General features: G+C 41.2%; 9 protein-coding genes. 5 read left to right on the top strand and 4 right to left on the bottom strand.

All coding sequences use genetic code 11. From position 1 onward, the window contains the following. From AB5642_RS09075 to pduB, 4 genes are all read left to right on the top strand, one after another. A partial coding sequence (locus AB5642_RS09075) for a sensor histidine kinase (protein ID WP_368371552.1) occupies positions 1–684 on the top strand: 684 nt, incomplete at its 5' end. 284 nt (positions 685–968) lie between these two features. Then, positions 969–2,798, top strand: coding sequence for an ABC transporter ATP-binding protein (locus AB5642_RS09070; protein WP_173719062.1), 1,830 nt, complete (start codon positions 969–971; stop codon positions 2,796–2,798). Further along, on the top strand, positions 2,785–4,656 hold the full coding sequence (locus tag AB5642_RS09065) for an ABC transporter ATP-binding protein (RefSeq protein ID WP_173719061.1): 1,872 nt from the start codon (positions 2,785–2,787) through the stop codon (positions 4,654–4,656). The genes AB5642_RS09070 and AB5642_RS09065 overlap by 14 nt, the downstream gene beginning before the upstream one ends. A 65-nt stretch (positions 4,657–4,721) precedes the next feature. Further along, the gene (pduB, locus tag AB5642_RS09060; protein ID WP_118577981.1) at positions 4,722–5,435 is read left to right on the top strand and encodes a microcompartment protein PduB; all 714 of its coding nucleotides are present in this window, start codon (positions 4,722–4,724) and stop codon (positions 5,433–5,435) included. An 89-nt stretch (positions 5,436–5,524) separates the two neighbouring features. Here the strand turns inward: pduB and AB5642_RS09055 are convergent, their stop codons facing one another. From AB5642_RS09055 to AB5642_RS09040, 4 genes are all read right to left on the bottom strand, one after another. Then, positions 5,525–6,781, bottom strand: a complete 1,257-nt coding sequence (locus AB5642_RS09055; RefSeq protein ID WP_148463564.1) for a hypothetical protein — start codon at positions 6,779–6,781, stop codon at positions 5,525–5,527. Between the two features lie 271 nt (positions 6,782–7,052). Further along, entirely contained in the window at positions 7,053–7,328 is a 276-nt protein-coding gene (gene spoVG / locus AB5642_RS09050; RefSeq protein ID WP_118577982.1) for a septation regulator SpoVG, read from the bottom strand. Positions 7,329–7,382: 54 nt separating this feature from the next. After that, positions 7,383–8,501 (bottom strand): glucose-1-phosphate adenylyltransferase subunit GlgD, encoded by a 1,119-nt coding sequence (glgD, locus tag AB5642_RS09045; protein ID WP_118577983.1) that lies wholly within the window; start codon positions 8,499–8,501, stop codon positions 7,383–7,385. After that, the gene (locus tag AB5642_RS09040; RefSeq protein ID WP_118577984.1) at positions 8,498–9,775 is read right to left on the bottom strand and encodes a glucose-1-phosphate adenylyltransferase; all 1,278 of its coding nucleotides are present in this window, start codon (positions 9,773–9,775) and stop codon (positions 8,498–8,500) included. The genes glgD and AB5642_RS09040 overlap by 4 nt, the downstream gene beginning before the upstream one ends. Before the next feature lie 399 nt (positions 9,776–10,174). On the opposite strand from AB5642_RS09040, the gene murC reads away from it, so the two are divergent. Further along, complete coding sequence (murC, locus tag AB5642_RS09035) at positions 10,175–11,554, top strand: UDP-N-acetylmuramate--L-alanine ligase (protein WP_173719060.1); 1,380 nt, start codon at positions 10,175–10,177, stop codon at positions 11,552–11,554. Positions 11,555–11,945: the final 391 nt, after the last annotated feature.

The raw sequence follows: 11,945 nt of genomic DNA, 5'->3' as shown, positions 1-11,945 counted from the left end.
GGACTGATTTGGGAGATTGAAATGCATTTATTTTCGAAAAAAGCAGCTAAAAAAATGGCTGCATATCAGAAGGAACTGATTGAAACTCACTATCAGGAGGTTGATAATATGTATCGCCAGATGCGAGGCTGGCGCCATGATTATCGCAATCATATCCAAACAATGAAGGCTTATGCAGCCACAGAAAACTGGGACGCAATCAGACATTATCTCGATCTTCTTGACAAGGATCTTACCACAGTTGATACTGTGGTAAAAACCGGAAATGCCATGACAGATGCTATTTTAAATTCTAAAATATCACTGGCACGGTCAAAAGATATTCAGGTAATTGCAGATGCTGACATTCCTGTTAAGCTGAATTCCTCTGAGATTGATCTTTGCTGTATTATCGGAAATTTATTTGACAATGCCATAGACGCCAGCCTGCAGCTTCCCAAAGAAAAACGGCTGATCCGCATTTATATGGACATGAAAAACACGCAGTTATACATTTCTTTCACTAATTTTACAGCGGGAAAGAAGTTGAAAAAACAGGGAAATCTTTTTAAAAGTACAAAAGGTGATGGTCATGGTCTGGGGCTGATCCGTATTGATGATATAGTAAAGCGATCTGATGGATATATCAGCCGAAACAGTGAAGAGGGCGCCTTTACCACTGAGATTTTACTGCCCCAGTTATAATTCATCCCCCGAAACATGCAATTCATCCCCGGTTTAATCCGGGGATATTTTTTCTGGTAAAATCATATTAAGAATCTTTTTAATGATACCAGAGTCAAAAGGTCAAAAAGCCGATGCAAGCTCGCTTGCAAGAGGATTTTTGACCTCTTGACCCGCAAAAAACATGAGTAAATAGCCATTTTCCGAAGAAAAATGAGCGGATTACGAATGTTTTTGAAGATTGCGGGAGTGCAAAGCACGTAGCAATCTGGTATCAAAAGAAAAATAAGAAAGAAGGGAAAATCATGTTTCAAAAAAATCCTGTATCAAAATACAGTACTTTTCAAAATATATGGTTCATGATTAAACTTGCCTGCACTTCTCAGGAGAAGAAAGTTCTGGTGATCAGCTTTTTTATCGCACTGTTAACCATTATACAGAACCTTCTTAACCTTTATGTTTCTCCTGTCATATTAAGTGCAATAGAAAATCATGTTTCCATTCAGGAACTGCTTTTTACAATTGTAATTTTTGTGCTTATGATAATGCTGGTATCAGCTGCATTGGCTTATGCAAATCAAAACGTAATTTGCGGACGGATCAGTGTCCGTTGTGAGATTGTAAATCTTTTAAACAAAAAAGCATCCACAACATCTTATCCCAATATAGACGATATGAAATTCAAAAAATTACTGACCAAATCGGCCGAATATACGGACAATAACGATCAGGCCACTGAAGCAATCTGGAATACACTAACTGTACTTTTGATCAATATTGTCTGTTTTTTTATTTACGCCGGTCTTCTTACACAAATTCATCCAATTCTGATTTTGGTCATTCTGTCAACTGCCGGAATCAGTTATTTTATCTCTCAAAGATTAGATGAATATAAGTATCAACATCGGGAGGAAGAAGCTGAATATATACATCAAATGGCATATTTATTAAACCGTGCAGCTGACTTTGGTGCAGCAAAAGATATCCACATTTTCGGTCTTCGTTTCTGGCTGGAAGAATTATACAGCAAAACAGCCAGGGAATTTACAGCATTTCATCGAAAAGCAGAAAATGTTTATATCTGGGCTGGAATTGCAGATTTGACTTTTACTTTTCTGCGCAATGGAGCGGTCTACGCATATTTAATTTATTTGGTATTATACCGCGGTCTTGATGTGCCTGCTTTTTTGCTTTATTTTACTGCAGTGGACAGTTTTTCCACCTGGGTTACAGGAATTCTGGAAGGTCTTTGCACATTACATAGACAGTCTCTTGATATTTCCACGGTCCGGGAATGTCTGGATTATCCGGAATTATTCCGTTTCAAAGATGGACTTACCTTAAATCAGGACGCTAAAAATAATTATGAAATTGTTTTGGAAAATGTTTCATTTCGCTATCCAGGAGCTGAAACAGATACTTTAAAAAATATAAATCTTACCTTACATCCAGGAGAAAATCTGGCAGTTGTAGGTCTTAATGGTGCTGGAAAAACTACGTTGATCAAAATAATCTGTGGGTTTCTTGATCCTACAAAAGGACAGGTAAAATTGAATGGAACAGATATCCGAAACTATAACAGAAAAGACTATTATAAGCTGTTCTCGGCAGTGTTTCAGGATTTTTCATTGTTAGCGGGAACCATTGCAGAAAATGTGGCGCAAACAGAAAATTTCGACCTGAAACAGGTGAAAAATTGTATCAAAAAAGCCGGCTTGCTTCCAAAAATAGAAGCTCTTCCAGATAAGTATCAAACCTTTCTGAATCGTGAGGTTTACAAAAATGCAATTATGTTTTCGGGTGGAGAAACACAGCGCCTTATGCTCGCCCGCGCATTATATAAAGATGCCCCTTTTATTATATTGGACGAACCAACTGCCGCACTCGATTCCATTGCTGAAGCAGACATTTATCAGAAATATGACGAAATGACAAAAGGAAAATCCTCAGTTTATATCTCCCATCGGCTCGCTTCTACCAGATTCTGCAGCAGAATCTTAATGCTGGAGCAGGGAGAAATACAGGAAGAAGGAACTCACGAAGAGCTGTTAAGGCAAAGTGGAAAATACGCTGCTCTCTATGAGGTTCAAAGCAAATATTACAGGGAAGGAGATGAGGAAAATGAAGACAAATGAGAAAAACATATCGTTAAAAGAAGCACTGCAGCTTAATCACAGAGCATATAAGCTTTTTTACCGATATTATCCAAAATTAATTCTTTCCCAAATCAGTCTGACCATCTGGAAAGCACTGACTCCCTATATAATCATATATTTATCTGCACTTGTTATTGAAGAACTTGCAGGCGACCGAAGCCCTGACCGCATTCGTTTTCTGGTAACGATTACTTTATTATCCGGAGCAGGAATCAGCTTGATATCTGCATTTCTTAAAAAATGGAAAAGGACTTGGAGCGCAGGTCTTGGAATGAAAATCAAGCAAATTTTGTGCGAAAAACTTTTTGATATGGATTACTGTGATTTAGATGATAGCAAAACTATGGAGTTATATTCTTCCATTATTCAAAATCTCAATGGACCTGGGTGGGGACTATACAATGTTCTGTTAAATTATGAAGCTCTGTGTTCAGAAGGATTTTCGATCATTTGTGGCTTATCCATGACCATTTCCCTTTTCACCAGCCAGATTCCAAAAACAGCAGAAAAACTTGTTATTCTTAACAATCCGGTATGTGTAACAGCCATAATTTCTGTTATGGTACTGATTACCTGGTTTTCGCCTGTACTCGCTGGAAAGGCAGGAAAATACTGGGTCAGAAGTGCAGATCTGCATACCTTTTCCAATCGTTTGTTTGCATATTACGGACGTCTGGGCTATGATAGCAAAAAGGCAGCGGATATGCGGATTTACCAACAGGAAAAAATATGCGAAAAGCATAATCTGAGCAAAGAAAATCCTTTCGGTTCCAAGGGATTATTTGCCAGATATGGAAAGGGACCTGTTGGATTTTACATGGCAGCGTCTTCCGCAGTATCTGTAATTTTCACAGGGATTGCCTATGTTTTTGTATGCTTAAAAGCCTGGACAGGTGCCTTTGGAATCGGAGCGGTTACAAAATATATTTCCTCTATTACGAAAATATATTCAAGTGTATCCGGCTGTATCTCCACCATTGAAGATATGCAAAACAATGCTGTTTTTCTGAAACAGACATTTGAATTTCTGGACATTCCCAATAACATGTATCAGGAAAGCCTGACTACTGAAAAACGCAGTGACCGAAAGTATGAAATAGAATTTCGAAATGTTTCTTTCCGATATCCGGGATGTGAACAATATGCCCTTCGAAATATTAATTTGAAATTTAAAATCGGTCAGAAGCTGGCTGTCGTTGGTATGAATGGAAGTGGAAAGACTACGTTTATCAAACTCCTATGTCGCCTTTACGATCCTACAGAAGGAAAAATTCTTCTTAACGGAATCGATATCCGAAAATATAATTACAAAGAATATATGATGATTTTTTCCGTGGTATTTCAGGACTTCAAACTTTTTTCCCTAACTCTTGGAGAAAATGTAGCCGCCAAAATCAATTATGACGAAGAAGAAGTAAAAAGTGCTCTGAAGAAATCCGGATTTTACAATCGCCTTTCCACAATGCCAGAAGGTCTGAATACTTATCTCTACAAGGATTTCAATAAAAAGGGAATTATCATTTCCGGCGGAGAGGCTCAGAAAATAGCTATTGCAAGAGCTATTTATAAGAATGCCCCTTTTATTATATTGGACGAACCGACTGCAGCTCTTGATCCCATTGCGGAAGCTGAAATATATGAAAAATTTAATGAAATAACAGGCGATAAAACTGCCATTTATATCAGTCATCGTCTGTCTTCCTGCAAATTTTGCGATAAAATAGTTGTATTTCATGAAGGATCTGTGATTCAGACTGGAACTCACCAGGAGCTTGCTGCCGATAAAAGTGGAAAATATTTCCAACTATGGACGGCGCAGGCGCAATATTATAGATAAACAGCTTTTCAATTTCCCTTAATCATGTTAAACTAAGGAAAAGTAATGCTACGGAGGTTTTTTCCATGGACGTACACAGTATCAGTACCAAATGCGCCCGCACTGAATTTGTGGGAACTGCTGTTCTGGATACCATCGGACTTGTAATTTCAGGAGTTGATGATACTCTTTTAAAGGAAATGAATATAGGGACACGCTATCATACCCTTGGACTTTTCAGTTCCCGTACAGGTGCAGCAGGTCAGATCACTGCTGTCGATGATGCGGTGAAAGCCACTGGCACAGAGGTTCTTTCCATTGAATTTCCACGGGATACCAAAGGCTGGGGTGGACACGGCAACTATATTGTGATTGGCGGAAATGATGTTTCAGATGTGCGCCACGCTATTTCGCTGGCGCTGAAACTAACTAATAAGTATGCAGGAGAATTATATATCAGCGAATCCGGTCATTTGGAGTTTGCTTTTTCAGCCAATGCAGGCGGTGCTCTTGCCATGGCCTTTCACGCAGTTCCAGGGGAAGCTTTCGGATTCATGGCAGGTTCTCCGGCAGCGATTGGACTTGTAATGGCAGACACTGCAATGAAGGCTTCTGCAGTTCATATTACACGCTATATGACACCGAGTATCGGTACAAGCCATTCCAATGAAGTTATCCTTGCCCTCTCCGGAGATGCCAGTGCTGTGAAAGAGGCTGTACTCCAGGCAAGACAGATCGGCCTGGAACTGCTGATCGGAATGGGAAGCTATCCGGAAATTCCGGGAGAACCGTATTTATAACAATCCCCCCTATATATTATTGCAGACAAATGCCCTGACAGGCAGAAGATTTTAATGATCTTAATCCTGTCAGGGCGTATTCTTTTTCCTTAATTCAGTCTGTAAACCTCCGCACTCTGAAGTCCAAATGCAAGTGCCTCTGAATGGCTGTTAAAATAAATATCCACATGTCCGTAAGGTGTTCCAAGATCCTCCACTGTATACACATTTCCATTGATCAGGAGCTGAGTTCCGAATGGCACACCAGCCATGGCAACGGTTCTTCCCGCTGTAGGAACAGTTCCGCTGGCTGTCAGGTTTCCTGCTGTTCCGCAGCACTGTGCACAGTTACAGTATGCGGTGAGAGTAAAGGTTCCAAGGTAGGTTCCCTGTGAAGATGAACTACTGCCCTCGGAAGAACTGTCGGAGCTTTCACTGCTGTCCGATGACTCGGTATAAGAATCATCATAGGCACTGCTGTCATCTGCGTCCTGATTGGAATCACTTTCAGACTCGCTGTAGTCATCGTAGGATTCCTCTGTGCCATAGTTTTCCCCGTCACTTGGTGACTGGGCGGCAGCCTCAGCTTCCTGGGCTACCTGCGCCTCCTGGGCTGCTTTCTCTGCCTCTGCAGCCTGCAAAAGGCTGTAAATACTGCTGTCTGCATTACTGATCTGTGTATTTAAAGCACTGATTTCATCCTGGCTGGCACTGATCTGATAAATATAGGACTGAATGTTCTCATTTGTGCTTGCAGTAAGTGCCTGTACCTCTTGCTGTTTGGCAGATTTCTCTGCCAGAAGTTCATTAATATTCTGAGCTTCCTCTTCTGCCTGCTCTTCCTGGGCCTTGATATCTGCCTGAAGGGCTTTATATTTAGCAAGCATGTCTCTGTCATACTGGGAAATCTGGGCTATATTTTCTGCACGGTTCAGAAACTGAGCCAGATCTTCTGAGGACAAAAGCAGCTCCAGCATGGAAGCACTTCCATTCTCATACATGTATACAATACGCTTCTTCATATCCTGATACTGCTTGTCCGCTGTGGCCTTGGCTTCCTCAAGCTGGGTATTCAGAGTTTTCAGCTGCTCTTCTTTCTCCGCTGCCTGAATTCCAAGCTCAGATACACTGTTGGTAAGGTCTGTATACTGAGCATTCAGCTCTTCCAGATAGCTTTCAAGCTCCTGCTTCTTGCTCTCCAGAGATGCCATGTTGGACTGCTGCTGTGCCAGTTCTGCCTGCGCAGCTTCTTTCTGTGCCTGTACATCAGCGATCTGTTCCTCCGTAGAAGAAGCAAATACTGCCCCGTGCATAGAAACAATCATGATTCCAGTTAACAACATTGAAAAAATCTTTTTAAATCTCATCTATGTAAACACCTCGTTATTTTTTTCGTATGTCAAGTATAACATATTTCGTAATTTTTTCAACACTTTTATTTAACTTTTGTAACATTTACGTAATATTTCACAATTATCCAGAATCTGGAAAGATAATGAAATACATGGTTATAGAACAAATTCAGGCACAATATACCGTGAAATAGTTTGGGCAAATCACAGGAATGTTTTTGCAAAAAATATCCCGCATTTCATGAATCTCTCCATAAAATGCGGGATGTAAAAACCTCTCTCCTTCTTATACCGCAGCTTCTTCCTCTGCTGCAGCTTCCTGGTATTTCTCGAGAATGATCGTCTGGATCTTGTCACGAGTGGAAGAATTGATTGGATGCGCGATATCCCGATATTCTCCATCGGTTGCTTTGCGGCTTGGCATTGCGATGAAAAGACCTTTCTCTCCTTCGATCACCTTGATGTCATGTACTACAAATTCTTCATCAATGGTAATGGAGACTACAGCTTTCATCTTCCCCTCCTTTGCAACCTTTCTCACCCGTACGTCTGTAATGTTCATTTTTGCTGCCCCTTTCCTCTTAATCGCATTTACTGCGCTTTAAGTCTTATTATATTACAAGCTATATCTATCATTATTCTCCACAACGATCTCTACTTCTCCATCACCGCTGTAGTACGAATTTGCCCGGATGGTTCCCCGGCTTTCAACGATACAATTCTCGATATGTGTATTATCCCCCAGATATACATCATTCAAAATTACGGAATTTTTAATTACGCAATTATTTCCAACATAAACATCTTTAAACAGGACAGAATTCTCAACCACTCCGTTTACAATACATCCACTGGAAATCAGAGAATTCTTAACATCTGCGCCAGGATTGTATTTAGCCGGTGGAAGATCATCAATCTTGGTCTTAACTGCTGGCTCCTGTTTGAAGAAGTAGTTACGGATCTCCGGTTTCAGGAAATCCATGTTGGTCTTATAGTAAGATTCAACAGTGGAAATATTGCTCCAGTAGCTGTCGATCTTATATCCATAGATTCTCTTCAGATTCTTATAACGGATCAGAATATCTTTTACAAAGTCATTTCGACCTTCCTGTGCAGCCTTCTCAATCAGTTCGATCAGCTGTCTTCTTCGGATCACATAAATACCTGTAGAAATAGTATTATATGGGGAAACCATTGGCTTCTCCTCAAATTCCTCAATCCTGCAGTCCTCATTCATGCGAAGGACACCGAAACGCTCAACCTCGGAAGGATCCGGACATGTAGTGCATACAACGGTAATGTCAGCGCGTTTCGCAATGTGATATTCCAGAACCTTGTTATAGTCCATCTTGTACACGCAGTCACCGGATGCGATGACAACATATGGCTCATGACTGTTCTTCAGGAAATTGAGATTCTGATAAATAGCATCTGCAGTTCCCTGATACCAGAAACCGTTTTCTTTGGTGATAGTAGGAGTAAATACGAAAAGACCGCCCTGCTTTCTTCCGAAATCCCACCATTTGGAGGAGCTTAAATGCTCATTCAGGGAACGTGCATTGTACTGAGTCAGTACAGCTACTTTCTGAATGCGGGAGTTCGCCATATTACTCAGGGCAAAATCTATGCTTCTGTAGCTTCCGGCAATAGGCATTGCTGCAATTGCCCTTTTGTCTGATAATTCTCTCATGCGGTTATTGTTACCGCCGGCTAAAATAATTCCGATTGCTCTCATGCTTTGTCACCGTCCTTTGTTGCAATTACCTGTCCGCTTTCCAGAATGCCATCCGGATAATCTGCCTGGGTGGTCACACCGGAAATCGCCGTGTTCTTTCCAATCTTAACATTATCCGGAATCACGGAGCCTTCTCCTATGGTCGCAATGCCAAATGCATATACCGCAGGTTTCTTTATATTAGGTGCTTCCTCGCCGCAGCCAAGAACCACATCATTTCCTATGGTTACGTCCTCTGCCACAATTGCCTTTTCCATGTTTACATTCTCACCGATGGTTGTATTCCGCATGATAATGGAATCCCGGATCACACTGCCCTTTCCGATCACAACATTCGATCCGATTACAGAATTATGTACTTCGCCATAGATTTCAGAGCCTTCACCGATAAGACATCTGTCCAGAACGGCCTCTTCTGAAATATACTGCGGCTGGATGATATCCCCCTTGGTGTAAATCTTCCAGAATTCCTCATAAAGATTAAACTCAGGAATAATATCAATCAGTTCCATATTTGCTTCCCAGTAGGAACCAAGAGTTCCAACATCTTTCCAGTAGCCATTGTATTCATAGGCGAAAAGGCGCTGTCCTTTATCCTTGCAATATGGAAGAATATGTTTACCAAAGTCACAACTCTGCTGATCCTTCAGTGCGTAAAGCGCTTCCTTCAGAACCGGCCAGCTGAAAATATAAATTCCCATAGATGCCAGATTGCTGCTTGGATGCTCTGGTTTCTCCTCAAATTCAGTTACACGGAAAGTCTCATCCGTTACCATGATGCCGAAACGGCTGGCTTCCTCAATAGGTACAGGCATACAGGCAATGGTCACATCCGCCTTATTTGCCTTGTGGAAGTCGAGCATAACCTCGTAATCCATCTTATATATATGATCTCCTGAAAGGATAAGCACATAATCGGGATTGTACTGCTCCATATACGCCATATTCTGGAAAATGGCATTGGCTGTTCCTGTGTACCACTCGCTGTTTGTGCTCTTCTCATAAGGTGGAAGTACGGTTACACCGCCTTCAGTTCTGTCCAGGTCCCACGGAACACCGATACCGATATGGGTATTCAGTCTCAGAGGCTGATACTGTGTCAGGACTCCAACTGTATCAATTCCTGAATTAATACAGTTACTTAACGGAAAATCAATGATACGGTACTTACCTCCAAAAGCTACTGCTGGTTTGGCCACTTTTTCTGTCAGTACCCCAAGTCTGCTGCCTTGGCCGCCGGCTAAGAGCATGGCAATCATTTCTTTTTTAATCATGCTATCACCTCTTGTTGTAGTTATGATTTATCATTATACCATACTTCCCATATTTAATAAACATATTTTACAATTTATTTGTTGATATTTTACTTTTTTTATCGTTATTGTACATGTTTTTTCGACACAACCGAATCTCTGATTGTTTTTTTTATTCATTTTGTACAGTAGTATTACTGTGTTTTGCGAAGCATACTGCTGTGAAAATCGTGAACAGCGACACTGTAGGAAAGGGAAATTATTGTATTGGTTACCGACTATCCAAAGAAATACTTTGCAATTTTCACAGTTCGGGGTATAATAAATGAAAGTAATTGTAAAAATTCATAACGATTCAGGAGGCTTTTCCTTCAATGAATATTGAATCGCTTCAAAAATGATTAGCATAAGGAGATTAACATGTATCAGATAGACTTCCATAAACCGCTTCATATCCATTTTATCGGTATTGGCGGAATCAGCATGAGCGGACTTGCTGAGATCCTTCTCGGCGAGGATTTCAAGGTTTCCGGCTCTGATTCCAAAGAAAGCCCGCTTACGGATTCCCTTACCAGGAAAGGTGCACGCATCTTTTACGGACAGCGCGCTTCCAATATTACAGACGATGTAGAACTTGTAGTTTACACTGCAGCCATTCATCCGGATAACCCGGAATATGCCAGTGCAGTGGAAAAAGGCATTCCAATGCTGACCAGAGCCCAGCTTCTTGGTCAGATCATGCGCAACTACGATACCCCAATCGCAGTTTCCGGAACCCATGGCAAGACCACCACTACTTCCATGATCTCCCAGATTCTTCTGGAAGCAGATGCGGATCCGACCATCAGTGTTGGCGGCATTCTTCCTTCTATCGGGGGAAATATCCGAGTAGGTCAGTCCGAAACATTTGTCACAGAAGCCTGTGAGTATACCAACAGCTTTTTAAGCTTTTTCCCGAAGATCAGTGTGATCCTGAACATTGATGCTGACCATCTGGACTTTTTTAAGGATATTGATGATATCCGTCATTCCTTCCGCAGATTTGCCCAGCTGCTTCCCGCAGACGGAGCCCTGATCATCAATGCGGATACGCTGCATTATCAGGATATTATCAAAGACCTTTCATGTAAAATTATTACATATGGTCTGGAGCATGAAGCTCAGTATCAGGCCACAGATATCACTTATGACAAATATGGACATGCATCCTTTACCGTTCTGAAGGATGGCAGAAAGGCCGGCAGTTTCTATCTGAAAGTTCCGGGCAGCCACAATGTTTCCAATGCCCTGGCAGCAATTGCTCTGGCTCGGCTTCTTCAGATTCCGAATGATGTCATTGTCAAAGGACTTGGCAGTTTCACAGGAACAGATCGCCGTTTCCAGTATAAAGGCGAAGTAGCAGGCGTTACCATTGTTGATGATTATGCGCATCATCCAACAGAAATCCAAGCTACTTTAAACGCTGCACACAATTATCCACACAAGAAGCTGTGGTGCGTATTCCAGCCTCATACTTACACACGTACCAAGGCTCTTCTTCCGGAATTTGCACAGGCTCTTAAGCTTGCCGATCATGTGGTTCTGGCAGACATTTATGCAGCAAGAGAAACAGATAATCTTGGAATCTCTTCCAAGGATCTGCAGGCACGGATCCAGGAGCTTGGTACTCCATGCGAATATTTCCCAACCTTTGATGAGATTGAGAATTTCCTGCTGAATAATTGTGAAGCCGGAGATCTGTTGATCACAATGGGTGCCGGAGATGTTGTTAAAATCGGAGAACAGTTACTTGGAAAATAATTGATTGCAATTTCAGCGGTTGTCATGTCCTTTTAAGACCTGGCATCCGCTGTTTTTGTTTTACCATTTTTATTGTCTCTGATCTGTTTTTCCTGGCAAAACGTGCATACCTTCTCATATCCACGGTCACAGACTGTTTTTGCCAAAAATAATTATCCACATTGAAAAAAGCTTGGAAATTCAAGCAATTTAATAGTTATCCACATTATCCACAGGCTTATGCACATTTTTGCACTGGCCTGCATGTGGATTCTTATGTGTATAAAGTGCTTAACATAATACTACGACATAACTCGACAAAAATCACAGTTTTTCTTTAATTTTCCGCATTTTTCGGGTTTCCCATAAACATTATGTGCAACTTGGTTTCCACATTATCCACATTATCCAC

Origin of the sequence: Ruminococcus sp. 1001136sp1_2201st1_G3_2201SCRN_220225 (assembly GCF_040924365.1) — a bacterium.
Lineage (GTDB): Bacteria > Bacillota > Clostridia > Lachnospirales > Lachnospiraceae > Blautia_A > Blautia_A faecis.
The sequence above is the reverse complement of the archived record's forward strand: the minus strand, read 5'-3'. Positions and strand labels throughout refer to the sequence as shown.

Excerpts from the sequence above, each read along its gene's own strand:
- AB5642_RS09070 (WP_173719062.1), top strand. The coding sequence starts at position 969 with ATGTTTCAAAAAAATCCTGTATCAAAATACAGTACTTTTCAAAATATA.
- AB5642_RS09065 (WP_173719061.1), top strand. The coding sequence starts at position 2,785 with ATGAAGACAAATGAGAAAAACATATCGTTAAAAGAAGCACTGCAGCTT.
- pduB (WP_118577981.1), top strand. The coding sequence starts at position 4,722 with ATGGACGTACACAGTATCAGTACCAAATGCGCCCGCACTGAATTTGTG.
- AB5642_RS09055 (WP_148463564.1), bottom strand. The coding sequence starts at position 6,781 with ATGAGATTTAAAAAGATTTTTTCAATGTTGTTAACTGGAATCATGATT.
- spoVG (WP_118577982.1), bottom strand. The coding sequence starts at position 7,328 with ATGAACATTACAGACGTACGGGTGAGAAAGGTTGCAAAGGAGGGGAAG.
- glgD (WP_118577983.1), bottom strand. The coding sequence starts at position 8,501 with ATGAGAGCAATCGGAATTATTTTAGCCGGCGGTAACAATAACCGCATG.
- AB5642_RS09040 (WP_118577984.1), bottom strand. The coding sequence starts at position 9,775 with ATGATTAAAAAAGAAATGATTGCCATGCTCTTAGCCGGCGGCCAAGGC.
- murC (WP_173719060.1), top strand. The coding sequence starts at position 10,175 with ATGTATCAGATAGACTTCCATAAACCGCTTCATATCCATTTTATCGGT.